This window comes from Pantoea sp. ACRSB (assembly GCF_022346905.1).
Lineage (GTDB): Bacteria > Pseudomonadota > Gammaproteobacteria > Enterobacterales > Enterobacteriaceae > Pantoea > Pantoea piersonii.
The window spans coordinates 53,910-78,153 of the sequence record NZ_JAKRNL010000007.1 but is presented as its reverse complement, the minus strand read 5'-3'; the positions used below and the strand labels follow the sequence as shown (position 1 = coordinate 78,153).

The window sequence follows — 24,244 nt, the reverse complement described above, 5'->3', positions numbered from 1 at the left end:
AGCTAAAAGAATTAAAAATAAGCAGTTATAACCGGCTGGAATATAGACAGCTAAAATAAAGGCGTGCCTGTAGAACACGCCTGAAATTGTCTGTAAATCAGTAGAGCTTCTTCGCCGTTTCCAGCCAGTCGCGCTTAAACGGACGCTTCATATTTTCGATAGCGTCGATAATATCGTGATGCACCATCTTCTCGTTCTGGATACCGACGCAGCGACCGCCGTAGCCCTGCAGCAGCAGTTCAATTGCATAGGCGCCCATACGCGATGCCAGGATACGGTCGTAAGCGCAAGGCGCGCCGCCGCGCTGAATATGGCCGAGCACAGTAGCGCGCGTTTCGCGTTTGGTTTCCGCTTCGATGTACTTCGCCAGATCGTCGATATCGCAGATATGCTCTGTGATCGCCACAATCGCGTGTTTTTTGCCTTTCGCGATGCCCGCTTTAATCTCCATTACCAGCTCTTCGCGGGTGTACGGAATTTCCGGCAGCACGATAAATTCGCAGCCGCCCGCAATTGCCGCAGCCAGCGTCAGGTCGCCGCAGTAGCGTCCCATCACTTCGACAATAGAGATACGCTGATGCGAAGAAGAGGTATCGCGCAGACGGTCGATCGCTTCGACCACGGTCTCCAGCGCGGTGAAGTAGCCGATGGTATAGTCAGTACCCGCTACATCGTTATCAATGGTGCCAGGCAGGCCGATACAGGGGAAGCCCATTTCAGTCAGGCGCTTCGCGCCCATATAGGAGCCGTCGCCGCCGATGACGACCAGCGCATCGATGCCGCGCTTTTTCATATTCTCAATCGCGACCTGGCGGACTTCGTCGTTACGGAATTCCGGAAAGCGCGCCGATCCCAGAAAGGTGCCGCCGCGGTTAATCATGTCAGACACGCTATAGCGGTCGAGATTAATCATACGGTCTTCATACAGTCCCAGATAGCCGTCATAGATACCAAAAACTTCCAGTCCTTCGCTCAGCGCTGATCGCACAACGCCGCGAATGGCTGCGTTCATGCCGGGGGCGTCGCCGCCGCTGGTCAATACACCAATTTTTTTGATCATGACAACCTCTGGATTGTTAAAACGAAAAGTTAATCCTGCCTGTCGTGCGCCGCTAAGCGGCATATCGTTATGCGCGACCCGTGATGGCAGATAGTATATCAAAGGCTTGCTGCTGAATTGATTCAGGTCAGACAAGTTTTCACTAAATTTTTTGCATATATGTTAGCGCTTCGTCATTTTAAATAGATAAAACTGATTCAATCAGGTTAAAAGCCCGGTGAATCTTGCTGTTCGATTGCCACTACCGAGCAGGGATCCTGGTGAATAATCACGTCCGAGCCGGGGAATCGCTTACGCAGCGCCTTTTCAACCTGATCCGCTACGCGATGCGCCTGAACCAGCGGTAAATTGTCATCCAGCTCCAGATGCAGCTGTATAAATTTAGTCGGTCCTGACTGGCGCGTGCGCACATCGTGCACCCCCTCTACGCCGGGCCAGTTCAGTGCGAGATTCAGAATGATATTGTGCTCTTCTTCAGGAAGCGCGCGATCCAGCAGCGCCTGTACGGCGTCGTAACCCATACGCAGCGCGCTGTACAAGATAAAAACGCCGATGCCCAACGCGAACAGCGCATCCGCGCGCGTAAAGCCATAGCTGCTCAGGGCAAGAGCGATGAGGATAGCGCCGTTCATGATGACGTCGGACTGGTAATGCAGCATATCGGCGCGGATCGCCTGACTGTGCGTGTGGCGGACGACCCAGCGTTGAAACGCCACCAGCAGTAGGGTCGAACAGAGCGCCACAACGGTGACGATCACCCCAACCAGCGGCGCGCGCAGCGTACCTGGCGAAGCCAGATGCTGAAGACCGGTTAAAAACAGGAACAGAGCCGAGCCGGAGATAAACATGCTCTGCGCCAGCGCCGCCAGCGACTCCGCTTTGCCATGACCAAAGGTATGGTCGGCGTCAGCAGGCTGCAGCGCATAGCGCACTACCAGAAGGTTTGTCAGCGAGGCGGCGATATCCACCAGCGAATCCACCAGGCCAGCCAGCAGGCTGACGGAGCCGGTATACCACCAGGCAAAAATTTTTACGATAAGCAGGCAGCTCGCCAGAATAGTCGCCGCCAGCGCTGCGCGCTTTACCAGACGGGCATAGGTGGGTTGCATAGTTTGCTCCCTGAGCCATTACAGGCATGCACCCGAAATAAAGGAATGGCTAAAGTTTAACATCCAGACTGTCGCTGCGCATAAATCCTCTGTCACCAGGAAGAGGAAAGCTGTCAAAGCACTATAAAAAAACAAACCCCGTCCTCAGGGAGGACGGGGCATCATTTCCCGCTCGGGAAATGCACGACTACAGCTGAGCTCGTTAAAAATCAGGAAGAGCTGCGGCCGCCGCCGTGGCTGTTCTGACCGCCTTTTTTGCCCGCTTCAGAGGCTTTTTCACGGTCATTTTTGAAGTTACCGCCGCTGTTTTGTCCGCCTTTTTTACCAGCTTCAGAGGCTTTCTGCGGGTTATCTGCGAAATTGCCTGAACCACCACGATGTTCTGCCATAACTTACTCCGTTAATATATTCAGATTGATTTACGTAATGTGGTTAATGCACTCCATTTAAATTCCCGGGATGTGCGCTTTCCTTGCTGCGACAGGATTAAGTGTAGAGGTAACCTGAGATAATTCAAGAAACGGCAAAAATGGATAACCTTATGATTTTAAAGTTTATTTTATATATAAGTAAAACTTATTTGCTTATTATCATATATTTAAATAATTCACCGTATCGCTTTATTTATTTTCTTCGCCTCGCTTATTCCTGTATTTACCCGACATTACTTAGCCACTCAAAAAAAAACAAACGAGACGCGGGAAAATATATTTCCGACAATTAGTTGAATATTTAAGGGGTTAGTCCCTTTCTTAAATGGAGTGTTAATAGCTTTATGGCAACATTCAACGCAGGTTGACACAGCGGCCAGAAACGCGCAAAAAAGCAAAAAAAACCCCGCCATCATGGCGGGGAAGACAGGGATGGTGTCTATGGCAAGGAAAACAGGGATACTATGTTACTGGTTACTGCTGGTACTACTCACTGCTTGCAGCGATGACGCTGACTGCAAATTTGAGAGCTTGCGTAACTCGGCGAGGCGCCGCTCGTAATTCTTCTGCAATACGGCCTGCTGCGCCGGCGTTAGCAAGTGGTACATCTGGTTACGAATGCGCGCCATCTCGACATGCTGTTCGACCTGCGCCTGAGCGATTTTCTCAGCCTGAGCGCGGATAGCCGCTTCGTTAAAATTGTCTGCCGTAATCAGCCCATGCATGTTTTCGATATCGCCGATGCTGACAGGGGAACGTTCATATCGCGCCTGCTGCATCAGGTCTCGCATCTGCTGACGTTGTTCTTCTGTCAGATCAATGCCGTCGAACATGTGGCTTTGCGGATTTTGCGTCATACTGCCTGTCGTCAATCCGCCGTGATGCATTTCGTCAATCGTCGTCGTGTCTGCTGCTCCTGCGCTGGCGTGATTGAGAACCATCGCTGAGGCAATGACGACGGCGGTTACTGTGCGCATCGTTTACTCCAGTTCGTTCCGTTTTACGATTCAACGAGAACCAGTGTACGGCGACAGCTGCAAACATCCGTCAGGGGGTGTAAAACTACGTAAAGCGTTGGATTGACGAGTCAGGAACACGGTATTTTGCCTGCGGAGGGCAATAAAAAATGAATAAAATCCTGTTGGTTGACGATGATCGCGAATTGACTTCGCTGCTTAAAGAACTGTTAGAAATGGAAGGGTTTGAAGTGGTAGTTGCCAGCGACGGCGAACAGGCGTTGAGCCTGCTGGACAACTCCATCGATCTGCTTTTGCTCGATGTGATGATGCCGAAAAAGAACGGCATCGACACGCTAAAAGAGCTACGCCAGCAACATCAGACGCCCGTCATTATGTTAACCGCGCGCGGTAGCGAGCTGGATCGCGTGCTGGGGCTTGAACTGGGTGCGGATGACTATCTTCCTAAGCCCTTTAACGATCGAGAGCTGGTAGCGCGTATCCGCGCCATTTTGCGCCGCTCTAACTGGAGCGAACAGCAACAGCAGCACGACAGCAGCTCGCCGACGCTGGAAGTGGACTGCCTGCGCCTTAATCCGGGCCGTCAGGAAGCCAGCTTCGACAGCCAGACGCTGGATCTCACCGGTACGGAGTTCACCCTGCTCTATCTGCTGGCGCAGCATCTTGGCCAGGTCGTCTCACGCGAACACCTGAGCCAGGAAGTGCTTGGCAAGCGTCTGACGCCGTTCGATCGCGCCATCGATATGCATATCTCCAACCTGCGCCGTAAACTGCCCGAGCGCCGTGACGGCCACCCCTGGTTTAAAACCCTGCGCGGCCGCGGCTATCTGATGGTTTCAGCTTCATGATTGGCAGCCTTACCACCCGCATCTTCGCCATTTTCTGGTTAACTCTGGCGCTGGTGTTGATGCTGGTGTTGATGGTGCCCAAGCTGGACTCCCGTCAGATGGCGTCGCTGCTCGATAGTGAGCAGCGACAGGGCACTATGATTGAACAGCATGTGGAAGTGGAGCTGGCGCAGGATCCGCCCAACGATTTGATGTGGTGGCGGCGACTCTCGCGCGCCATCGACAAATGGGCGCCACCGGGACAGCGTTTGCTGCTGGTTACCAGCGAAGGCCGCGTAATTGGCGCGCAGCATAATGAAATGCAGGTAATTCGCAACTTTATCGGGCAGTCCGATAACGCCGATCATCCTCAGAAAAAGAAATATGGCCGTATCGAAATGGTCGGCCCCTTTGCCGTACGCGACGGCGAAGATAACTATCAGCTTTACCTGATTCGACCGGCGACCAGCTCGCAGCTCGATTTTATTAATCTGCTGTTTGACCGCCCGTTGCTGCTGCTGATTGTCACCATGCTAATCAGCTCGCCGCTGCTGCTGTGGCTGGCGTGGAGCCTGGCGCGTCCGGCGCGCAAGCTTAAATATGCGGCGGATGAAGTCGCCAGCGGCAATTTGCGCCAGCATCCGGAACTGGAATCTGGCCCGCAGGAATTTCTCGCCGCCGGCTCCAGCTTTAACCAGATGGTGAGCGCGCTCGAAAGAATGATGACGTCGCAACAGCGTCTGCTGTCAGATATCAGCCATGAACTGCGCACGCCGCTGACGCGTCTGCAGCTCGCCACAGCGCTGCTGCGCCGCCGTCACGGCGAAGGCAAAGAACTGGAGCGAATCGAGGTAGAAGCGCAGCGTCTGGACGGCATGATTAACGATCTGCTGGTGCTGTCGCGTACCCAGCACAAGAACGCGCTGGTCAGCGAGGCGATAAAGGCGAATCAGCTCTGGAACGACGTGCTGGAAGACGCGAAATTCGAAGCCGAGCAGATGGGTAAACAGCTTGATGTGCCCTATCCGCCAGGCCCCTGGCCGCTTTACGGCAACCCGCATGCGCTGGAGAGCGCGCTGGAAAACATCGTGCGAAACGCGCTGCGCTACTCGCACTCGCATATCAGCGTCAGCTTCTCGGTGGATATCAGCGGCCTGACGGTACACGTTGACGATGACGGTCCGGGCGTCAGCCCTGAGGATCGCGAACAGATCTTCCGTCCCTTCTACCGTACCGATGAGGCGCGAGACCGCGAGTCCGGCGGAACGGGGCTCGGCCTGGCGATTGTCGAGACCGCGATTCAACAGCATCGCGGCTGGGTAAAAGCTGACGACAGCCCGCTTGGCGGCCTGCGCCTGACGCTCTGGCTGCCGCTCTACTCCTCCAGCCGACAATAATTTGCTATGCTTCGGCCCTCGTTATCGGGGGCCTTATGCTTAACATCGTCTTATTTGAACCAGAAATCCCACCTAATACCGGCAATATTATCCGCCTCTGCGCGAATACCGGCTTTCACCTGCATCTGATTGAGCCGCTCGGTTTCGCCTGGGATGACAAACGGCTGCGCCGCGCCGGTCTCGACTATCACGAATTTACCGCGATTAAGAAGCATGAGAGCTACGACGCTTTTCTGCGCGTAGAGCAGCCGGAGCGGCTGTTTGCGCTGACCACCAAGGGTACGCCAGCGCATAGCACGGTCAGCTACCAGGCGGGTGACTATCTGCTGTTTGGTCCGGAAAGTCGCGGCTTGCCAGCCGAAATCCTTAACGCGCTGCCGGCAGAGCATAAAATCCGCATCCCTATGCGCGCAGAGAGTCGCAGCATGAATCTGTCGAACGCGGTATCGGTCGTGGTGTATGAAGCCTGGCGCCAGCTTGATTACGCAGGCGCGCGGCTCAGTTAGATCCCGTCGCCAAACTCAAAGCCCGGTACGGTGCCGTTGAAGTGTTGATCCATATCCATCGAAGGTTTATCGCTCGCCGGTTTGCCGACGATGCGCGCCGGTACGCCTGCCGCGGTAGTATGCGGAGGCACCGGCTGCAATACCACTGAGCCCGCGCCGATTTTTGCGCCGCGCCCTACTTCGATATTGCCGAGGATTTTTGCGCCTGCGCCAATCATCACGCCTTCACGGATTTTCGGGTGGCGATCGCCGCTGGTTTTACCGGTACCGCCAAGCGTGACCGACTGAAGAATAGAAACGTCGTTCTCCACCACCGCCGTTTCGCCGATAACGATGCCGGTCGCATGGTCAAGCATAATGCCATGACCAATGTGCGCCGCCGGATGGATATCCACGGCAAAGGAGACGGAGATTTGGTTTTGCAGGTAGACTGCTAACGCGCGACGCCCTTCGTTCCAGAGCCAGTGGCCGATACGATACGCCTGCAGCGCATGGAAGCCTTTGAGATAGAGCAGCGGCGTAGAGTATTTATCTACCGCCGGGTCGCGCTGGCGTACCGCCTGGATATCGTGCGCGGCCGAGGCGATCATTGAGGGATCCTGACGATAGGCCTCCTCAACGATTTCGCGAATGGCGATAGCGGGCATAATGGGATTGGAGAGCTTGTTCGCCAGCATATAGCTCAGAGCGCTGCCGAGGTTCTCGTGCTTCAACAAAGTCGCATGAAAAAAGCTGGCCAGCATCGGCTCGCAATCGGCCAGCGCGCGCGCTTCCGCTTTGATGTTGTTCCAGACCAGTTCTAACTCATCAGACGACATTGCGGTTTTCTCCCGATAAAAAAAGCGCCTGGATGGCGCTACAGGTAACAATGCTGCGCATCCTGCATCAGCTTGTACTGTTTTCGTCCTTCCTTGTACGGCCTAACAGGCTTAATGCTGCCTCTCGCGCCGGTTTTCCGCAATAGAGCACCTGGTAGATTTGCTCGGTAATCGGCATTTCAACGCCGACACGCGCTGCCAACGCTCTGACTTCTTTGGTATTTTTAAAACCTTCTACAACTTGTCCGATAATGCGCTGCGCGTTCTCGACCTCTTCGCCCTGTCCCAGCATCAGGCCGAAACGACGGTTACGCGACTGATTATCGGTACAGGTCAGCACCAGATCGCCTAAGCCAGCCATGCCCATAAAGGTGGTGGGATCGGCACCCAGCGCGGCGCCGAGTCGGCTCATTTCTGCCAGGCCGCGCGTGATCAGGGCGGTACGCGCATTCGCGCCGAAACCGATGCCGTCAGAGATGCCTGCGCCGATGGCGATAACGTTTTTCACCGCGCCGCCAAGCTGTACGCCGATAAAATCAGGATTGTTATAGACGCGGAAGCTCTTGCCGCAGTGCAGCTTTTGCTGCAGATCCTCGGCAAAGGTGGCATCGGTCGCCGCCAGCGCAATCGCGGTCGGCAGGCCTGCAGCCAGCTCTTTGGCGAAGGTCGGCCCAGAGATCACCGCAAGCGGCGTATCATCGCCCAGGATCTCACGCGCCACATCCTGCAACAGTCTTCCGGTCTCTCTTTCCAGCCCTTTGGTCGCCCAGACGATGCGCGATTCGGGGCGCAGATGCGGTTTAATCTGCCTCAGCACCTCACCAAATACATGGCTTGGCACGACGACCAGCAGATCGCGACTGGCCGCAATGGCGCTGGCTAAATCAGGCTCAAGCTCAAGATTATCGGGAAAAGGCACGTCGGGAAGAAAAGCGCTGTTGCAGCGTTCGGCCTGCAGCTGCGCCAGATGCGCGGGATTGTGTCCCCACAGCAGCACAGGATTGCCGTTGCGGGCTAAGGTAATGGCCAGAGCGGTGCCGTACGAGCCGGCACCGATGACGCTAATCGAAGCGTGTGTAGTCATCAGGCATCCTGATGTGGTTCGGCACCTTCGCCTTGCTGCTGCTGCAGATAGTTCATGAACAGCGCATCAAAGTTGACCGGCGCCAGGTTAAGCTGCGGGAAGGTGCCGCGAGAGACCAGGCTGGTGATGCATTCGCGCGCATACGGGAACAGGATGTTCGGGCAATAAGCGCCCAGGCAGTGTGCCATCTGCGTGCCTTCGATGCCGCTGATGGTGAAAATGCCCGCCTGCTGAACTTCACACAGGAATGCGGTTTCTTCGCCAACGCTGGCGGTCACGGTCACGCGCAGCACCACTTCATAAACTTCGTCAGCCAGCTGTGATGACGCAGTATCCAGATCCAGCTTCACTTCCGGTTCCCACTCTTTCTGGAAAACCTGCGGCGCGTTCGGCGCTTCGAAGGAAACGTCTTTGGTGTAAACGCGTTGAATCTGGAATTGCATTTCGTTGGTGTTTTGTTCTGACATCTGACTAAGTCCTGTGAGTTGAAAAATCCTGCGCCGCTTACGCCTGCAGTAGCGGATCTAATCCTTCACGACTGTCCAGCGCGTAAAGGTCGTCGCAGCCGCCAATGTGCTGCGCATCAATGAAAATCTGAGGCACTGTAGTGCGGCCGCTGCGTTTGATCATCTCTTCGCGTTTCGCGGCGTTCCCGTCGATAGGGATCTCCTGAAACGACACACCTTTTTGACTCAACAGCGCCTTCGCCCGGTGGCAGAAAGGACAGGTCGCTTTGGTGTAAATCTCGACATTCGCCATGTTGCGTACCTCAGTAGATGTTATTTTCCGCGTACCAGCGGAAGGTTGTCTCCGCTCCAGCCGCTGATGCCGTCTTTCAGTACGGTCACCTGGCTAAAGCCGGCAGCGCTCAGTTTTTCAGCCGGTTCGCTTGCGCTCTGACCGGTCGCGCACACCACAATTATGGGCTGGGCTTTATGCTTTTCCAGCTCGCCAAAGCTGCCTTTTTTGATATCTGCCGCCGCCACGTTCAGCGCGCCAGAAATATGTCCTTTGCGGTAATCGTCACGCGACCGCACGTCTACTACTACCGCCTCTTCTTTGTTAATCAGGCGGGTTGCTTCACCGCGGCTGATAACTTTCACCTTTGAAAACATACCTTTAAAGGTGGTCACAATCACCAGAACCAGTAAAACGACCCATGCCAGACTAAGGATGGTGTGATTGCTTGCAAACTGCATAATTTCTTGCATGAGGGGTAAAGACTCCAGACCGGGCTAATTAAGCTAAAAACAAGGGTTCTGAGTATACCTGCGCCACTTCTCATGTACAGACGCTAAGCAGCCAGAGTTACGATTTGTGCGTCATTTTCTAAAAAAAATTGCCGTATAGCAAAAATGACGTAACCCTTATGCGAGATCGGGAGAAATACCGACATCTTTGGAAAAGGAAATCCAGTGGCGTTGCGCTGGTAAGCGGCTGTTCATCGTGGAATAATCACTGGCCTATGAAGGGAAAAGCGACTGTTTTAGCCACAAGGACTCGTCACAGCGGAAAGAAACGCCCGTTGCCTGCACACCTGTCCACTCTCTCCTTCAGCCTGCTTTGCGCGGGCGTACTGTTATTGCCTGTGGCTGCGCATAGCGCTGACGACAGCAAATCGCAGCTAAAATCCATCCAGCAAAATATCGCCGAAAAAGAGAAAAGCGTTAAGGCGCAAAAAATCGCGCGCAGCAAGCTGCTCGATCAGCTGCAAAGCGAGGAAAAGGTGATTGCGCAGGCGAGCCGCCAGCTGCGTGAAACCCGCAACAGCCTGAACGCCCTTAACAGCGAAATCAGCCAGCTTACCGCTTCGATAGCGCGGCTGGAAAAACAGCAGTCGCATCAGGAAAGCCTGCTGGCTCAGCAGCTTGATGCGGCGTTCCGTCAGGGCAAGCATAACGGCGTACAGCTACTGCTTGGCGGCGAAGAGAGCCAGCGCAGCGAACGTATTCTCGCCTATTTTGGCTATCTCAACGACGCGCGTCAGCAGAGCATCGACGCGCTGCAAAAAACCCGCCAGACGCTGGGCGAGCAAAAGACGTCGCTGGAGCAGAAACAGCAGCAGCAAAAAACGCTGCTGGCCCAGCAGCAAGGCCAGCAGGAGAAGCTGCAGCAGGCGAGCGCGGCGCGTAAGAAGACGCTGAGCGCGTTGGAAAACGCGCTGGAGAAAGATCAGGCCGATCTGGTAGAGATGCGGCAGAACGAAAGCCGTCTGCAGGACAAAATTGCCAGGGCCGAACGCGAGGCGCGCGAGCGCGCTGCACGAGAAGCGCGCGAGGCGGAAAAAGTGCGTCAGCGTCAGGCGCAGGCGAAAGCCAAAGGTTCTACCTACCAGCCGACGCAGAGCGAGCGCGAACTGGTGGCGCGTACCGGGGGCCTTGGCCGCGCAGGCGGACAGGCGATGTGGCCGGTGCGCGGACGTATCGAACACCGCTTCGGCGAGCAGCTGCAGGGCGAGCTGCGCTGGAAGGGGCTGGTAATCGATGCGCCGGAAGGTTCCGAAGTTAAAGCGATAGCCGACGGCCGCGTGCTGATGGCTGACTGGTTGCAGGGTTACGGACTGGTGGTCGTGCTGGAACACGGCAAAGGCGATATGAGCCTCTACGGCTATAACCAGAGCGCGCTGGTGAGCGTGGGTGCCCAGGTGAAGGCCGGACAGCCTATCGCCCTGGTGGGCACCAGCGGCGGACGCGGTACGCCATCGCTCTATTTTGAAATCCGACGTCAGGGACAGGCCGTCAATCCACTCCCGTGGTTAGGAAGGTAAGTGTTTTTTCAACGTCCCCATCTCGCCGCCGTTATCGGCGGACTGCTACTGAGCTGCGCCGCCCATGCGGGTAAGCTCGCCATCGTTATCGACGATTTCGGCTATCGGCCTTCTGAAGAGAATAAAGTGCTGCAGATGCCCGCCGCGATCTCCGTCGCGGTGCTGCCTGACGCGCCCGGCGCGCGTTCGATGGCGATTAAGGCGCATCAGGGCGGTCATGAAGTATTAATCCATCTTCCTATGGCGCCGCTCAGCAAGCAGCCGCTGGAAAAAGATACGCTGACGCCGGAGATGAGCAGCGAAGAGATCGCGCGCATCCTGCGCAACGCAGTCAATAACGTGCCTTACGCCGTTGGGCTGAATAACCATATGGGCAGTAAAATGACATCCAGCCTGCCCGGTATGGTGAAGATGATGCAGGCGCTTAATCAGTACAATTTTTACTTCCTCGACAGCATGACCATCGGCAACAGCCAGTCGGTGCCCGCCGCGCAAGGCACGCGTGTAAAGGTGCTGAAGCGCCGCGTTTTTCTGGACGACAGCCAGGATATTGACGCGATTCGCCAGCAGTTTGCGCGAGCGGTGAAGCTGGCGCAGCGCGACGGCTACGCTATCGCTATTGGCCATCCACATCCTAATACGGTGCGCGTGCTGCAGCAGATGCTGCCGACGCTGCCTGCGGATATCACGCTGGTGCGTCCGAGCCAGCTGCTGAATGAGCCGCTGCACAGCGGGACGTCTCCGGTTAAGCCGCAGCCTCGACCGCGTCCGCAGAAACCGGTCTTCCAGCCGCCTGGCGTATGTCAGGTGCAGCCGCAGCCGGTTCCGGCGACGAAAGCGCTTGGCGTAGTGTGGGAGAGCGTTAGCCAGAGCGTCATCGCACAAAGGCTAAAAGAGCTTTTCTAACAAGCGATTTCTTTTGGCCGCGCAGCCTTAACATTCTTTTCTGAACAGAAATCACTATAATCCGAGCGAGCTACGCAGACCGGTTATAAGGATTTCTGTCAGGATGGGGACGGCGAAACAAAGAATTATGCTGCTGGATAACGGCAGAGAATGGGGCGGCGGCACCAACAGCATGCTGGAGCTGCTTAAACGCATCGACCGTGACGCTTTTGATATCACCTGCTGCTTTTATCACAATTACACGCGCGGCAATGGCGAAACCATCGAATCGGTTCTGAACGCCATCAATATACCGGTGATCTTTATTCCGCAGAGAAAGCAGCCTGCCTGGGCGAAACTCGCTAAGGAAGCTGCACGCGCCCTACTTTTCTTCAGCCGTCGTCTGAAAAAAGAGGCGGTCGACGCTATTGACGCGCGCTGGCGCGTCCTGCCTAACGCCAGCAAGCTGCGCGCGCTTTTGCAACAGGGGCGCTACGATACGCTCTATATGAATAATCAGCCCAGCACGAATGTTGAAGGCTACGTTGCCGCACGCGGTCTTGATATTTCCGTTGTTCAGCACTGCCGCATTGAACCGCTGATGAACAGCCGTCTGGTAAAAATGGTTAACGATGGGTGCGACGCGGTGATTGCCGTCTCGCATGGAGTAAACCAGACATTACGCGCCAGCGGAGTTGATGCCTCACGCTGTTTTACCGTCTCCAACGCGATTGATATCCACCAGCCTTTACCCGACCGCGTGACGGTGCGCCAGCGCTTAAACCTGCCGGCAGACGCCTTTATTTTCGGGACTATTGGCTCGCTGATCCTGCGCAAATCGAACCATCATGTTCTGCAAGCGTTAAGCCATTTCAAACAGGCCTGTCCCGATGCGAACTGGAAAATGATTGTGGTTGGCGATGGGCCGGAAGCAGGCCCGCTGCGCCAGCAGGCCGAGAGAGAAAATATTCTCGATCGGGTAATCTTTACCGGTTTTCAGAATAACGCGCTGGATTACCTCGCCGCTTTTGACGTCTTTATCCTGGCGTCACGTAGCGAAGGCCTGCCGCGCGTCGTGCTGGAGGCGATGCTGGTAAACACCGCCGTGGCAGGTTCCCGCGTGGTTGGCACTGAAGAATTAATCAGCCATAACGACACTGGCCTGCTGTTTGAATATGGCGATGTCGCACAGTTAACACAACATCTCATCACGCTCTGGCAGGATCAGGCCCTGCGTCAACGATTAACCCATGCCGCATCGACGCGCGTTCGGGCCCAATACGCTATCGAAAACTACGTTAAAGGCGTAGAAGCCATCCTGAAAAGCGTCACAAGGAAGAAGCATGCTTAATTTTCTTAACCCGCGCTTTCGTCACGTGCGCGCACGCCATAACTTGCCCTACTCACAATCTGACGTGCAGGGCGAGATCCCCGTTACATCAATCGTTATCCCTTGTACCGGGGAAGATTACGTTGAAGAGGCGAAGCTCAGCGCGCTGTTTGCCGAACGTTTTGCAACGGCGGCCCAGGAGATCGTTATCGTTAGCGACCAGCCCGCCGCTGCATTTGGCACGCTGCCGGGCAAAACTCGCATTGTGACGCTGGAAGTGCCGCAGCGCGAAGAGTCCTACCCCTACAAGCAAATTTATCGCAGCCGGCTAATTAAAATACAGGCGCCATTACACGCGCAGGGTGACGGGATCCTGATGATCGATTCCGATCTCAACCTGCTCAAGATGCCTGAAATCAGCATGAAACCCGGGCATTTTTACTCCAGCTTCCGCCAGGGGAAAATGATTGCCAAACTGGCTGGCGCGGCGCAGGAAGCCATCCCCGCCTATTATCAGCTCAGCGTTCGCCCTTACCTGGTAGACCATGTGAACGGCGCTTATCTGGCGGCCACGCGCCAGACCTGGCAGCGCGTCTGCCCGCTCTGGCTGACATTATTTGATGACACATGGAAATTAATGAATGACAGCCAGCCGCCAACCGATCAGCTGCCGCTGGCGTGCCTGCTGGATCTGCTCGACCTCCGCACCGTTAACCTGGGCGAATGGGCAAACTGGCCGGTCTCTAAACGCATTGGCGGCAAGCCGGGGGTTATACCGCCTGAAGTGGTGGGCGCACACGGCGGCTTTCCTCTTTCTGAATGGCAGAAATACCTGGATGATCCCCGCCAGCCGCTGACCTTTAAGGGACAGGATTACACCCGGAAAGTGCGCTACCTGACGGATGCGGAGAAGCAACAGCAATAGCCATAAAGCCGCCTGTGCGGCTTTTTAATCCCAGCTCAGCACCACTTTGCCTGAACGCCCGGAACGCATCTCGTCGAAGCCTTGCTGGAAGTCGTCGATAGAGTAGCGGTGGGTGATCACCGGCGTAAGATCGAGCCCAGACTGAATCAGCGCCGCCATCTTGTACCAGGTCTCGAACATTTCACGGCCATAAATGCCTTTAATAAACAGTCCTTTGAATATTACCTGATTCCAGTCGATAGCCATTTCACCCGGCGGGATGCCAAGCAGCGCAATGCGTCCGCCGTGATTCATCACCTCCAGCAGCGTGCGGAACGCAGGCGGCGCGCCGGACATCTCCAGCCCGACGTCAAAACCTTCCGTCATCCCCAGCTCGCGCATGACGACGCGCAGATCCTCACGCGCCACGTTAACCGCGCGCGTCACGCCCATCTTGCGCGCCAGTTCAAGGCGATAGTCGTTGATATCGGTGATCACTACGTTGCGTGCGCCGACATGTTTACAGACCGCCGCCGCCATAATGCCGATAGGGCCAGCACCGGAAATAAGCACATCTTCGCCGACCAGATCGAACGACAGCGCGGTGTGCACCGCATTGCCGAAGGGGTCGAAAATCGCGGCGAGCTCGTCGGAAATATTGTCAGGGATGCGGAAGGCGTTGAAAGCCGGGATCACCAGATACTCGGCAAAACAGCCCTGACGGTTTACGCCCACGCCAATGGTATTGCGACATAAATGGGTGCGTCCGGCACGACAGTTGCGGCAGTGTCCGCAGGTAATATGCCCTTCGCCAGAGACGCGATCGCCGATGCTGAAGCCGCGCACCTCCTGGCCGATCGCCACCACTTCGCCAACATATTCATGTCCGACGATCATCGGCACAGGGATCGTTTTCCGCGACCAGTCATCCCAGTTATAGATATGGATATCGGTGCCGCAGATAGCGGTTTTACGGATCTTGATCAGCAAATCGTTATGGCCCGGCTCCGGTATCGGCGCATCGGTAACCATCCAGATACCTTCCTGCGCATGAAGTTTGGCTAACGCTTTCATTCAGAGCTCCTCAGGCGATCACGCCAAGCTGTTTTCCAATACGGGTAAAGGCGTCTACTGCGCGCTCCAGCTGCTGCTGGGTATGCGCTGCCGAAATCTGCGTGCGGATGCGCGCCTGACCGCGCGGCACCACAGGAAAGAAAAAGCCGGTAACGTAAATCCCCTCCTGCTGAAGCAGGCGGGCGAACTCCTGCGCCACGCTGGCTTCGCCCAGCATCACGGGAATAATGGCGTGATCGGCGCCCGCCAGGGTAAAACCGGCTGCGGTCATTTTCTCGCGGAAGAAGCGCGCGTTGTCCCACAAGCGCTGTCGCAGACCATCGCCTTCGCTCAGCAGATCGAGCACGCGAATTGAGGCGGCAACGATCGCAGGCGCCAGCGAATTGGAGAACAGGTAGGGGCGCGAGCGCTGTCGCAGCCATTCGACTACTTCTGCACGAGCGGCGGTATAGCCGCCGGAGGCGCCGCCCAGCGCTTTGCCCAGCGTGCCGGTAATAATGTCGATGCGCCCCATAACGTCGCAATATTCATGCGTGCCGCGGCCGGCCGCGCCGACAAAGCCTACCGCATGGGAGTCATCCACCATCACCAGCGCATCAAACTCGTCGGCGAGATCGCAGATGGCGCGCAGGTTAGCGATCACGCCATCCATAGAGAAGACGCCATCGGTAGCAATAAGGATATGGCGCGCGCCTTTGTCCCGCGCCTCAACCAGACAGGCCCGCAGCGCCTGCATATCATTGTTGGCGTAGCGATAGCGCTGCGCCTTGCAGAGCCGCACGCCGTCGATAATCGAGGCATGGTTTAGCGCGTCGGAGATGATCGCATCTTCCGCGTCCAGCAGGGTTTCAAACAGCCCGCCGTTGGCGTCAAAGCAGGATGAATAGAGAATGGCATCGTCCATGCCGAGAAACGCCGCCAGCTTTTTCTCCAGCTGCTTATGGGTATCCTGCGTGCCGCAGATAAAGCGTACCGAGGCCATACCAAAGCCATGCGACTCCATACCCTCTTTTGCCGCCTGGATTAACGCAGGATGATTAGCCAGTCCTAAGTAATTGTTGGCGCAAAAGTTAATAACCCGATCGTGGCCGACTTCAATATCGGTTTGCTGAGCGGAGGTAATGATGCGCTCCTGCTTAAACAATCCTTCCCGGTGCGCCACATCCAGCTGCTGGCGGATCTGCTGATAAAATTGCGCTGGCATCATTGTTCTCCTCAGATGGCATAAATTCGGCACATCTTACTGAATAAGAAGGATGCTAACGATAAATCGACCAGGAGAATGTTAATTTTGCAGCATAGTTCACGTCAGCGGGCGGAGCGGCGACAGCGTGTCAGAGTCATCTGGCTGTCTGCTCCGTGACGAAATGTTATGATGTGAGACATTAGCGCGTGAAACCGCCTGTTTCGCGCCCCAACTTTTAAGGTAGAGCACATGATTATCGTCACTGGCGGCGCAGGAATGATTGGCAGCAATATCGTCAAGGGGCTCAACGAGCGTGGTATTCGCGATATTCTGGTTGTAGACAACCTCAAAGACGGCACCAAATTTGTCAATCTGGCCGATCTGGATATCAGCGACTACATGGATAAAGAGGAGTTTCTGACCTATATCGCCGCGGGCGAAGATCTGGGTCCGATTGAGGCAGTTTTTCATGAAGGCGCCTGTTCCGCGACGACGGAGTGGGACGGCAAGTACATGATGGACAATAACTATCAGTACTCCAAAGATCTGCTGCACTACTGCCTGGAGCGTGAAATTCCTTTCCTCTACGCTTCTTCTGCCGCGACCTACGGCGGTCGCAACGACAACTTTATTGAGAAGCGCGAATATGAGCAGCCGCTGAACGTTTACGGCTATTCGAAAATGCTGTTCGACCACTACGTGCGTCAGATCCTGCCGGAAGCGGAATCACCAGTATGCGGCTTCCGCTATTTCAACGTTTACGGCCCGCGCGAAGGCCACAAAGGCAGCATGGCGAGCGTGGCGTTCCACCTCAATACGCAAATCGCCAACGGCGAAAATCCCAAGCTGTTTGAAGGCAGCGATAACTTCAGACGCGACTTTATCCACGTTGATGATGTGGTCGCGGTCAATCTGTGGTGCTGGGAAAATAACATTTCGGGCATCTATAACTGCGGTACCGGCCGCGCCGAATCGTTCCAGGAAGTGGCGGACGCGGTGCTGAAATTCCACCAGAAAGGGCAAATCGAATACATTCCCTTCCCGGATAAGCTGAAAGGCCGCTATCAGGCCTATACTCAGGCGGATCTCACTAACCTGCGTGCGGCTGGATATGACAAGCCGTTCAAAACCGTGGCGCAGGGCGTGGCCGAGTATATGGCCTGGCTGAACCGCAGCGCATAAGGAACGCGTACCGGCGATGAAAATTCTGGTTATTGGCCCATCGTGGGTCGGCGATATGATGATGTCGCAAAGCCTCTATCGCACCCTCAAGGCTCAGCATCCGGACGCCGTGATTGATGTGATGGCGCCTGCATGGTGCCGTCCGCTGCTGTCGCGCATGCCGGAAGTCAACCAGGCGCTGGCGATGCCGCTGGGACACGGCGCGCTGGCGCTCGGCGAGCGTCGCCGCATTGGCAAAAGGCTGCGCGCCAGCGGTTACGATCGCGCCTATGTGCTGCCTAACTCCTTCAAATCTGCGCTGGTGCCTTTCTTCGCCGGAATCAAACGCCGTATCGGCTGGCGCGGCGAGATGCGCTACGGCCTGCTGAACGATATTCGCGTGCTGGACAAAGCGGCGTTTCCCCTGATGGTGGAGCGTTACATTGCGTTAGCCTGCGACACGCCGGTCGCCTCGGCGCAGCAGCTGCCGCAACCGCTGCTCTGGCCGAAGCTTCAGGTAGAAGATCAGGAAAAAATCGAGACCGCCGCCCAGTTCCAGCTGTCGGCGGAGCGTCCGCTGATCGGTTTTTGCCCCGGCGCGGAATTTGGCCCGGCGAAGCGCTGGCCGCACTATCACTACGCCGCGCTGGCGCAGCAGCTGATTGCCGAAGGCAAGCAGGTGGTACTGTTCGGTTCGGCAAAAGACCGGGCCTGCGGCGAAGAGATTATCGCGGCGCTGCCTGCGGAAGCGCGACATTACTGCCGCAACCTGGCGGGCGAAACGCAGCTTGAGCAGGCGGTAATGTTGATTGCGCGCTGCGACGCCGTTGTCAGCAATGACTCTGGTCTGATGCATATTGCCGCCGCGCTCAATCGCCCGCTGGTAGCCCTCTATGGGCCAAGCAGCCCCGACTTTACGCCGCCGCTTTCCAGGCAGGTGCGCATTATTCGTCTGATCACCGGCTACCATAAGGTGCGCAAAGGCGATGCCGGAGAGGGCTATCATCAGAGCCTGATCGATATTCAGCCGACGCGCGTTCATCAGGAGCTGAGCGAACTGCTGGCTCACCCGCAGGAGAAGGCATGCACGTCCTGATCGTCAAAACCTCGTCGATGGGCGATGTACTTCATACGCTTCCCGCCTTAACCGATGCCATGCAGGCGATCCCCGGTATCCGCTTCGACTGGGTGGTGGAGGAGAATTTCGCCCAGATCCCCTCCTGGCATCCGGCGGTGGATAAAGTTTTGCCGGTAGCGATTCGCCGCTGGCGCAAACACTGGTTCGGCAGCCAGCAGCGCGAAGAGCGCGTGCGTTTCAAGCGCGATTTGCAGTCGCGCCAGTATGACGTCGTGATCGATGCGCAGGGGCTGATTAAGAGCGCCGCGTTGGTGACCCGTCTGGCCAGGGGCGTTAAGCATGGCCAGGACAGCCGCAGCGCGCGCGAACCTTTCGCCAGCTGGTGGTACGACCAACGCCATGAGATTGATAAGAAGCAGCATGCGGTAGAACGGACGCGCGAACTGTTCGCCAAAAGCCTCGGCTATGAGAAGCCGCAGACCCAGGGCGATTATGCCATCGCCGCACACTTTCTGCGCGACGAGCCGCAGGATATTGCCCCTTATCTGGTGTTCCTCCATGCGACTACGCGTGACAACAAACACTGGCCGGAAAGCCACTGGCGCGAGCTGATCGGCCTGCTGCAGCCAGCCGGACTGCGTATCAAGCTGCCGTGGGGTGCCGAGCACGAGCACCAGCGCGCCCAGCGCCTGGCGGAAGGTTTTGATTACGTTGAGGTGCTGCCGAAGCTGACGCTGGAAGCGATAGCGCGCGAGCTGGCGGGTGCCAGGGCGGTTGTGTCCGTAGATACCGGACTGAGCCATCTGACCGCGGCGCTGGATCGTCCGAATATCACGCTTTACGGGCCAACGGATCCGGGCCTGATTGGGGGCTATGGACAAAATCAGCAGGCTATCTGTCCGCCTCAGGGCAACGATATGTCAGATATTAGCGCGGAAGCTGTCAAAGAAAGGCTGGAGAAAGCTTTAGGATGAAAAAGCTTCATATTATCAATCTTGGTAAGATGGGCGGCGTTGAACGCCTTTTTCTGCAGTACATCAATGATTTTTCTGAGGGAAAGGATGAGGTTATTTGCATCAGCAATGAGATCGATGAAGAGATTCGTCAGCAGATGCCGCAGCAAAAGATTACCTTCGCGAGCCGGTTGTTTAACGGCCTTAAATTAAAAGCGCCCCAGTCACTCAGAAAATATCTCCTGCAAAAGCGGGTTGAGGCCAGCGATGCGCAGGTCATTGTGGTCTGGGATTTAGTTCCCCGGCTGACGGCAAAACCGAAGCGAGCAAAGCTGGTTTATTACGATCATGGCTGCTCCTGGCGCTATCCAAAGAATCATAAGACCCTGAGTTTTATGCGCATGTTAGATGGCGTTATCTCTGCATCTTCTGCTTCTTCTCAGGTAATGAAGCATCGTTTTAATCTGCCCTGCCCTCATCATGTGGTAATTAACCGCATCATGACTCCGCCCGGTATCCGGACAGAACCTCGCGTCCTGACGTCCCCGATTAAAATCGGTACAGCTTCGCGCCAGGTCAGCCTGAAGGGGATTAGCGTCACCCTGTTGACGCTGAAAGAATTATTGCAGCGGGGTCACAACGTTACCCTTGAAATCGCGGGCAAAGGGCCTGACCGTGATGCTTTTGCCGCTCTGGCCAGAAAACTGGGTATTGAGGAAAAAGTCACTTTCAGCGGCTTCCAGCAGGATATTGCGCCGTTTTTTAATCGTATTGATATCTATATGAGTACGCCGGTTACTGAACCTTTCGGCCTGTCATGTATGGAGTCCCTCTATTTCGGCGTGCCTGTTATTTACCCTCTGATCGATGGTCAGCCTGAGGTTATAAAGAATGGCGTGTGTGGTATCGGACTGACGCCTTCCGTTACCATTGAGGAGCATGAAAAGCTGACGGGCATACGGGTAGATTTTCCTTACGACGTCTACGATCCCGTAAAAAATATGATGACCCGCCCGCTATTGCTTTCCCATACCGCCTGCGCGGACGCTATAGAAACCTTATTAAATCCGCCAACCTATCAGCGCGTTAGCGAAGAGGCAAAACGCTGGACGAAAGAGCATTTTGATTACGCCGTTTTCAGGATCGAATTTAACGGTGCGTTGAACGCTATAACTGGTAGCTGATATGAAAATTAAGCCGACTCTTTTTCGACAGGATACGCCGCATTTATTTTTTAGCCTGCTCATTTTCTCCGGATGCGCCCTTGCTTTTCTGACGGCCCCGTTCGGTGGATCGTTCGGCAGAAACGTATTTTATATCACCAGCTATCTGGCACTGGCCGGATTTATTGTTCATTCCAGATATTATCTGCAAGAGAAAAAAAACCTGATTTTGCCCGGTGCTCTTTTCCTTGTCGGGATGGTAAGCATTATCTGGACCACACTCTATAAACAGCCCGGGGATTACATTACCCTTTACCGCCAGTATCAGTCGACCGGAAGGCTACAAATTGCAGCCTCGTTTTTGCTGCTGGTAACGCTAAACGAAAGGCGTATAAGCCAGCGCGCCGCAATCATCGCCGCCGTTATGACCGGCCTGGCCGTAAACAGCTATGCGCTTTATCAAGGTATTCATCTCAACATTGACCGGGTAGAGCTCAATTATGACCGGGCGACCGTTGCTGCTTATATCATCACCGCCGTAAACCTGGTTTTTATTAAATCGGCTTTGCTGTTCAGGACGCGACATAAAATATGGCTGTTCGCTCTGTTATTTATAGTGACGTACGCTACTGTCATTCTGACCGGAACGCGGGCAGCTATGCTGGCTTACCCTATACTGGTCCTGATTCAGGTATTGTTTACTAAGGACGTCATACAGCGTAAGCATAAAATCATTCTGTTTACCGCCCTACCGGTATTGCTGGTGATTAGTGCGCTGGCTTTTCAAAGTAAAATCCAGTCTCGCATTCATGACTTCAAAGAAAACATTGCCATGATGCATGAAACGCAGGGAGAAAATTCGCTAATCTCTCGTATCAGTATGCAGACTGTTGCCTTCCACACCGGCGCCAGCGCCCTGGCGGGTCAATCTGCCGAGGAACGCGGGCAGAAGGCTGAAGCGCTGATTAAACAAGACCCCAGCCTCTATGGCGCACGGATTTATCTGACCGTGCACATGCACAATGAGCTACTGGAAAACTTCTCTATAAAAGGCCTTTTCGGCGTTATTTCTTTAATCGGCCTCTATCTGAGTTTGATCTACTGTTCCTTCAGGCCGATGCGTAACTCAGCCCTTCTTTCTCTATCTGTATCGCTCATCGTTTATGGTTTGAGCGATGTAATTTTCTTTAGTACGGAAGGAACCTTGCTGTATTGCCTGGCAATTATTTTCAGCGTGATGATAATGAAACAGAATAATCTCTCTGAGGGCAGAAGCTAATGGCAGAACAGGTTTATCTGCTAAGCGTCATCGTTCCCTTTCACAACGATGCAGCCTTTATTGTTCCCTGCCTGACCTCACTGTTGACTCAGGCTGATGACGATATGCAGGTTATTATCATCGACGATGGTTCTACTGATAGCTCAGCACAACAGGTTGCCACGCTATTAGCGCGTTATCCTCACCAGCATATTACTTTTATCCAGCAGGAAAATCAGGGCATTGCAACAACGCGTAATGTCGGGTTACGTCATGCAAACAGCGAGTTTATTACTTTCCTGGATGGCGATGACCTGATAAGCAGCAACTATTACTCTGTCATTAAGCCAGTGCTGCTTGAAGGTAGCGACGATCTTATTGATTTCAATTACGCCCGCTTTGACGAGACGCCGCCTGTGGCGCCGCAAAGCGAAACGGCGCAGCGAAAGGTTTATGATATTCAGGGACAAGGCCTCGCCTGTTTACATCCGCTGTTTAAACGCGCGATGTGGCATTTGTGGAACCGTATTTATCGGCGCACCCTGCTGGAAGGCGACCGCTTCGAAGATGGCCGTCGTTATGAGGATGTGATTTTTACACCCTTCCAGTACTTTAAAACCCGCCATATTTGTCATCTGGATAATACCTTGTATTACTATCGTGACAACCGAGGCGGCATAACGCGCAATATTCGCCAGAGCGATATCAGAGATATGCTTTTTGCGCTGGAAAAGATGCGAACTCTGGCTGAAACGCGGCGCAATGAGCCAGATTTCCGCAGGCTGGCGGCGGACATGATGTTGAACTGCTTTAGCGAAGTAAAAAGCATGTCAAAGGCGCTCTATGGCTACTACTACTATTCCCCTGAGACCAGAAAATCGCTAAAAGCCGCCGCCTTGATTTGCCGAGGCTACTGCAAGCCGAAAAAATACTGGCAGATGCGCTATCCGGGCCTGGATACCTTCTTTTCCGCCATGCGCCGCATCGGCAAAAAGAAGCCAGCGTCGGCCTTACGCCGACGCGAGTAGCTGCTCTTTTTTCTGAATGGCGAATTCTGTCAGCGTCATGCCCTGAGTACGACTTTGCAGCCAGCTGAAGAGCTGTTCAAGATCGTCATACAGTCGTTCAATATCCGCCTCATTTTTAAAGGTCGGGCTGCCGTCGGGCATGAATTCAGACGAGTGGAGCATAAATTCCACGTAATCGCACCCCTGAGCCAGTGACTGTTCTGCTACCCGTTTCATCTGTGCCAGGTTGCCGCCTACGGGTCTGAGCCAGTTTACGGAAGGGCCGCGCCGCTTGCCTCGCAGGTTGTCCCAGGCGGATTTCAGTCGGGTTGCAAGGGGGCCGTGTCGATACTGGATGCTCATAGGCACTTCTAATAAGCCTGACTGTCCAGGTTGCGATATATCGTTCTGGTCAAGGAAATAGGCGCGATCGGGGAAGCGGCTATAATCAGTGCCTCCATTACCCTGCGGCGCTCCGGCGGATCCGCGCCAGTCAACGCGCGGCGTAACCGAACAATCGACGAGATAGCCGTTATCCACCAGCGCCTGCGCATAAATTTCGTTAAATGCCCAGCGCCCAGCGCGATGGCTGCACATCTTCGTCTGAAAAGTCTTTTCCAGCAGGTCGGTCATAAAGGCGACTTTGTCGCGCAAAATCTGCTCTGGATATTCAATCAGATAGGGCTGGTAGCGCCAGTCATCATCAGTTAGAGCATAAGCTGGCGGGCTATGCCAGGCGTGCAGGTGCATTCCTACTTCGCCCTGACCACGCGCCAGCATATCGCGGGCGAACTCAACATAGGCGGGATCGCTTGCCATCTCGTAATTGGTCAGCCAGGTGGGTTTAAAACCATACTTTTCACATAACGCCTGAAATCGCGGCAAAAAACGAACATTATGCGTGGTAACCTGGCCGCTACGGTTGCGCCAGAGGTTATCGCCCTCAGTATCGAGCGTAATTAAAAAAGCTGGTTTTTCCATTGCTTATCCGTAAAACGAGGTGGCGCAGTAAGCTGTTATGTTACGCAGGCAGGACGCAAGTGGCAAAAAATTTAATGGCAGAGTTCTTACTCTGATTTGCAGCAGAGCATGTTTGGTTAAACTAAAATAATTTAAGCTGTAAGTTCTTTCGCCTTGTTACGTTAACGTTTTATAAAACAAGGGTAGGATATCCCAGCATGGCTCCTTTAAGATTGGGACCATAACAACATTAGTGTTTACACACTTTTTTCTGCCAGGTCGAAGCAGCCTTCTATTTAACTCTGTAAA

The 24,244-nt window shown here is 54.8% G+C and carries 25 protein-coding genes; 13 read left to right on the top strand and 12 right to left on the bottom strand.

Annotated elements, in window-relative coordinates:
• Window positions 1-97: 97 nt before the first annotated feature.
• The 4 genes from pfkA to cpxP form a co-directional block, all read right to left on the bottom strand.
• Complete coding sequence (gene pfkA, locus MHZ89_RS18550; RefSeq protein ID WP_033754393.1) at window positions 98-1,060, bottom strand: 6-phosphofructokinase; 963 nt, start codon at window positions 1,058-1,060, stop codon at window positions 98-100.
• Window positions 1,061-1,266: 206 nt separating this feature from the next.
• Window positions 1,267-2,169, bottom strand: coding sequence for a CDF family cation-efflux transporter FieF (gene fieF, locus MHZ89_RS18545; RefSeq protein WP_311784200.1), 903 nt, complete (start codon window positions 2,167-2,169; stop codon window positions 1,267-1,269).
• 209 nt (window positions 2,170-2,378) lie between these two features.
• A complete protein-coding gene (locus MHZ89_RS18540; RefSeq protein ID WP_081137847.1) occupies window positions 2,379-2,558 on the bottom strand; it encodes a general stress protein in 180 nt (59 codons plus the stop codon).
• A 509-nt stretch (window positions 2,559-3,067) separates the two neighbouring features.
• Entirely contained in the window at window positions 3,068-3,577 is a 510-nt protein-coding gene (cpxP, locus tag MHZ89_RS18535) for a cell-envelope stress modulator CpxP (RefSeq protein ID WP_311784199.1), read from the bottom strand.
• A 149-nt stretch (window positions 3,578-3,726) separates the two neighbouring features.
• Here cpxP and cpxR point away from each other — a divergent pair, with 149 nt between their 5' ends.
• From cpxR to trmL, 3 genes are read left to right on the top strand one after another with little or no spacing between them, the layout of a single operon-like run.
• The gene (cpxR, locus tag MHZ89_RS18530) at window positions 3,727-4,425 is read left to right on the top strand and encodes an envelope stress response regulator transcription factor CpxR (protein WP_120458055.1); all 699 of its coding nucleotides are present in this window, start codon (window positions 3,727-3,729) and stop codon (window positions 4,423-4,425) included.
• Window positions 4,422-5,801 carry an envelope stress sensor histidine kinase CpxA gene (gene cpxA, locus MHZ89_RS18525; protein WP_311784198.1) on the top strand — a complete coding sequence of 460 codons (1,380 nt, stop codon included), beginning with the start codon at window positions 4,422-4,424 and terminating at the stop codon, window positions 5,799-5,801. The genes cpxR and cpxA overlap by 4 nt, the downstream gene beginning before the upstream one ends.
• Before the next feature lie 35 nt (window positions 5,802-5,836).
• Window positions 5,837-6,307 carry a tRNA (uridine(34)/cytosine(34)/5-carboxymethylaminomethyluridine(34)-2'-O)-methyltransferase TrmL gene (gene trmL, locus MHZ89_RS18520; protein WP_311784197.1) on the top strand — a complete coding sequence of 157 codons (471 nt, stop codon included), beginning with the start codon at window positions 5,837-5,839 and terminating at the stop codon, window positions 6,305-6,307.
• Here trmL and cysE read toward each other — a convergent pair.
• The 5 genes from cysE to MHZ89_RS18495 form a co-directional block, all read right to left on the bottom strand.
• Window positions 6,304-7,125, bottom strand: a complete 822-nt coding sequence (gene cysE, locus MHZ89_RS18515) for a serine O-acetyltransferase (protein WP_120458060.1) — start codon at window positions 7,123-7,125, stop codon at window positions 6,304-6,306. The genes trmL and cysE overlap by 4 nt on opposite strands.
• A gap of 67 nt (window positions 7,126-7,192) precedes the next feature.
• Window positions 7,193-8,209 (bottom strand): NAD(P)H-dependent glycerol-3-phosphate dehydrogenase, encoded by a 1,017-nt coding sequence (gene gpsA, locus MHZ89_RS18510; RefSeq protein WP_409373360.1) that lies wholly within the window; start codon window positions 8,207-8,209, stop codon window positions 7,193-7,195.
• Window positions 8,209-8,676, bottom strand: coding sequence for a protein-export chaperone SecB (secB, locus tag MHZ89_RS18505; protein ID WP_311784196.1), 468 nt, complete (start codon window positions 8,674-8,676; stop codon window positions 8,209-8,211). Before secB ends, gpsA begins: the two co-directional genes overlap by 1 nt.
• 37 nt (window positions 8,677-8,713) lie before the next feature.
• The gene (gene grxC, locus MHZ89_RS18500) at window positions 8,714-8,968 is read right to left on the bottom strand and encodes a glutaredoxin 3 (RefSeq protein WP_033754368.1); all 255 of its coding nucleotides are present in this window, start codon (window positions 8,966-8,968) and stop codon (window positions 8,714-8,716) included.
• Between the two features lie 20 nt (window positions 8,969-8,988).
• Window positions 8,989-9,420, bottom strand: a complete 432-nt coding sequence (locus MHZ89_RS18495; RefSeq protein ID WP_081137831.1) for a rhodanese-like domain-containing protein — start codon at window positions 9,418-9,420, stop codon at window positions 8,989-8,991.
• Between the two features lie 254 nt (window positions 9,421-9,674).
• On the opposite strand from MHZ89_RS18495, the gene envC reads away from it, so the two are divergent.
• The 4 genes from envC to MHZ89_RS18475 all read left to right on the top strand — a co-directional run bounded on the left by envC (window position 9,675) and on the right by MHZ89_RS18475 (window position 14,116).
• Window positions 9,675-10,976: a murein hydrolase activator EnvC gene (gene envC / locus MHZ89_RS18490; protein ID WP_311784195.1), complete on the top strand. Its 1,302-nt coding sequence runs from the start codon at window positions 9,675-9,677 to the stop codon at window positions 10,974-10,976.
• Entirely contained in the window at window positions 10,977-11,882 is a 906-nt protein-coding gene (locus tag MHZ89_RS18485; protein ID WP_311784194.1) for a divergent polysaccharide deacetylase family protein, read from the top strand.
• Between the two features lie 103 nt (window positions 11,883-11,985).
• Window positions 11,986-13,212 (top strand): glycosyltransferase, encoded by a 1,227-nt coding sequence (locus tag MHZ89_RS18480; protein WP_311784193.1) that lies wholly within the window; start codon window positions 11,986-11,988, stop codon window positions 13,210-13,212.
• Window positions 13,205-14,116 (top strand): hypothetical protein, encoded by a 912-nt coding sequence (locus MHZ89_RS18475; RefSeq protein ID WP_311784192.1) that lies wholly within the window; start codon window positions 13,205-13,207, stop codon window positions 14,114-14,116. The genes MHZ89_RS18480 and MHZ89_RS18475 overlap by 8 nt, the downstream gene beginning before the upstream one ends.
• Before the next feature lie 24 nt (window positions 14,117-14,140).
• Here the strand turns inward: MHZ89_RS18475 and tdh are convergent, their stop codons facing one another.
• Window positions 14,141-15,169, bottom strand: coding sequence for an L-threonine 3-dehydrogenase (gene tdh / locus MHZ89_RS18470; protein ID WP_311784191.1), 1,029 nt, complete (start codon window positions 15,167-15,169; stop codon window positions 14,141-14,143).
• Window positions 15,170-15,179: 10 nt separating this feature from the next.
• A complete protein-coding gene (locus tag MHZ89_RS18465) occupies window positions 15,180-16,373 on the bottom strand; it encodes a glycine C-acetyltransferase (RefSeq protein WP_311784190.1) in 1,194 nt (397 codons plus the stop codon).
• A gap of 231 nt (window positions 16,374-16,604) precedes the next feature.
• Here MHZ89_RS18465 and rfaD point away from each other — a divergent pair, with 231 nt between their 5' ends.
• From rfaD to MHZ89_RS18435, 6 genes are read left to right on the top strand one after another with little or no spacing between them, the layout of a single operon-like run.
• On the top strand, window positions 16,605-17,537 hold the full coding sequence (gene rfaD / locus MHZ89_RS18460) for an ADP-glyceromanno-heptose 6-epimerase (protein ID WP_311784189.1): 933 nt from the start codon (window positions 16,605-16,607) through the stop codon (window positions 17,535-17,537).
• A gap of 16 nt (window positions 17,538-17,553) precedes the next feature.
• On the top strand, window positions 17,554-18,612 hold the full coding sequence (gene rfaF, locus MHZ89_RS18455) for an ADP-heptose--LPS heptosyltransferase RfaF (RefSeq protein ID WP_311784188.1): 1,059 nt from the start codon (window positions 17,554-17,556) through the stop codon (window positions 18,610-18,612).
• Window positions 18,600-19,568: a lipopolysaccharide heptosyltransferase RfaC gene (gene rfaC / locus MHZ89_RS18450; RefSeq protein ID WP_311784187.1), complete on the top strand. Its 969-nt coding sequence runs from the start codon at window positions 18,600-18,602 to the stop codon at window positions 19,566-19,568. The genes rfaF and rfaC overlap by 13 nt, the downstream gene beginning before the upstream one ends.
• Window positions 19,565-20,731: a glycosyltransferase gene (locus MHZ89_RS18445; RefSeq protein ID WP_311784186.1), complete on the top strand. Its 1,167-nt coding sequence runs from the start codon at window positions 19,565-19,567 to the stop codon at window positions 20,729-20,731. Before rfaC ends, MHZ89_RS18445 begins: the two co-directional genes overlap by 4 nt.
• A gap of 1 nt (window position 20,732) precedes the next feature.
• Window positions 20,733-21,989, top strand: coding sequence for an O-antigen ligase family protein (locus tag MHZ89_RS18440; protein ID WP_311784185.1), 1,257 nt, complete (start codon window positions 20,733-20,735; stop codon window positions 21,987-21,989).
• Window positions 21,989-22,996, top strand: coding sequence for a glycosyltransferase (locus MHZ89_RS18435; protein WP_311784184.1), 1,008 nt, complete (start codon window positions 21,989-21,991; stop codon window positions 22,994-22,996). The genes MHZ89_RS18440 and MHZ89_RS18435 overlap by 1 nt, the downstream gene beginning before the upstream one ends.
• On the opposite strand, the gene MHZ89_RS18430 is transcribed toward MHZ89_RS18435, so the two are convergent.
• Window positions 22,979-23,956, bottom strand: coding sequence for a polysaccharide deacetylase family protein (locus MHZ89_RS18430; RefSeq protein WP_311784183.1), 978 nt, complete (start codon window positions 23,954-23,956; stop codon window positions 22,979-22,981). The two genes, MHZ89_RS18435 and MHZ89_RS18430, sit on opposite strands and share 18 nt — an antisense overlap.
• Window positions 23,957-24,244 lie beyond the last annotated feature (288 nt).

Excerpts from the sequence above, each read along its gene's own strand:
- cpxP (WP_311784199.1), bottom strand. The coding sequence starts at position 3,577 with ATGCGCACAGTAACCGCCGTCGTCATTGCCTCAGCGATGGTTCTCAAT.
- pfkA (WP_033754393.1), bottom strand. The coding sequence starts at position 1,060 with ATGATCAAAAAAATTGGTGTATTGACCAGCGGCGGCGACGCCCCCGGC.
- secB (WP_311784196.1), bottom strand. The coding sequence starts at position 8,676 with ATGTCAGAACAAAACACCAACGAAATGCAATTCCAGATTCAACGCGTT.
- MHZ89_RS18475 (WP_311784192.1), top strand. The coding sequence starts at position 13,205 with ATGCTTAATTTTCTTAACCCGCGCTTTCGTCACGTGCGCGCACGCCAT.
- rfaC (WP_311784187.1), top strand. The coding sequence starts at position 18,600 with ATGCACGTCCTGATCGTCAAAACCTCGTCGATGGGCGATGTACTTCAT.
- gpsA (WP_409373360.1), bottom strand. The coding sequence starts at position 8,209 with ATGACTACACACGCTTCGATTAGCGTCATCGGTGCCGGCTCGTACGGC.
- cpxA (WP_311784198.1), top strand. The coding sequence starts at position 4,422 with ATGATTGGCAGCCTTACCACCCGCATCTTCGCCATTTTCTGGTTAACT.
- rfaD (WP_311784189.1), top strand. The coding sequence starts at position 16,605 with ATGATTATCGTCACTGGCGGCGCAGGAATGATTGGCAGCAATATCGTC.
- MHZ89_RS18445 (WP_311784186.1), top strand. The coding sequence starts at position 19,565 with ATGAAAAAGCTTCATATTATCAATCTTGGTAAGATGGGCGGCGTTGAA.
- envC (WP_311784195.1), top strand. The coding sequence starts at position 9,675 with ATGAAGGGAAAAGCGACTGTTTTAGCCACAAGGACTCGTCACAGCGGA.
- tdh (WP_311784191.1), bottom strand. The coding sequence starts at position 15,169 with ATGAAAGCGTTAGCCAAACTTCATGCGCAGGAAGGTATCTGGATGGTT.
- grxC (WP_033754368.1), bottom strand. The coding sequence starts at position 8,968 with ATGGCGAATGTCGAGATTTACACCAAAGCGACCTGTCCTTTCTGCCAC.
- MHZ89_RS18435 (WP_311784184.1), top strand. The coding sequence starts at position 21,989 with ATGGCAGAACAGGTTTATCTGCTAAGCGTCATCGTTCCCTTTCACAAC.
- MHZ89_RS18540 (WP_081137847.1), bottom strand. The coding sequence starts at position 2,558 with ATGGCAGAACATCGTGGTGGTTCAGGCAATTTCGCAGATAACCCGCAG.
- cysE (WP_120458060.1), bottom strand. The coding sequence starts at position 7,125 with ATGTCGTCTGATGAGTTAGAACTGGTCTGGAACAACATCAAAGCGGAA.
- MHZ89_RS18465 (WP_311784190.1), bottom strand. The coding sequence starts at position 16,373 with ATGCCAGCGCAATTTTATCAGCAGATCCGCCAGCAGCTGGATGTGGCG.
- MHZ89_RS18495 (WP_081137831.1), bottom strand. The coding sequence starts at position 9,420 with ATGCAAGAAATTATGCAGTTTGCAAGCAATCACACCATCCTTAGTCTG.
- MHZ89_RS18480 (WP_311784193.1), top strand. The coding sequence starts at position 11,986 with ATGGGGACGGCGAAACAAAGAATTATGCTGCTGGATAACGGCAGAGAA.
- MHZ89_RS18430 (WP_311784183.1), bottom strand. The coding sequence starts at position 23,956 with ATGGAAAAACCAGCTTTTTTAATTACGCTCGATACTGAGGGCGATAAC.
- trmL (WP_311784197.1), top strand. The coding sequence starts at position 5,837 with ATGCTTAACATCGTCTTATTTGAACCAGAAATCCCACCTAATACCGGC.
- fieF (WP_311784200.1), bottom strand. The coding sequence starts at position 2,169 with ATGCAACCCACCTATGCCCGTCTGGTAAAGCGCGCAGCGCTGGCGGCG.
- rfaF (WP_311784188.1), top strand. The coding sequence starts at position 17,554 with ATGAAAATTCTGGTTATTGGCCCATCGTGGGTCGGCGATATGATGATG.
- cpxR (WP_120458055.1), top strand. The coding sequence starts at position 3,727 with ATGAATAAAATCCTGTTGGTTGACGATGATCGCGAATTGACTTCGCTG.
- MHZ89_RS18440 (WP_311784185.1), top strand. The coding sequence starts at position 20,733 with ATGAAAATTAAGCCGACTCTTTTTCGACAGGATACGCCGCATTTATTT.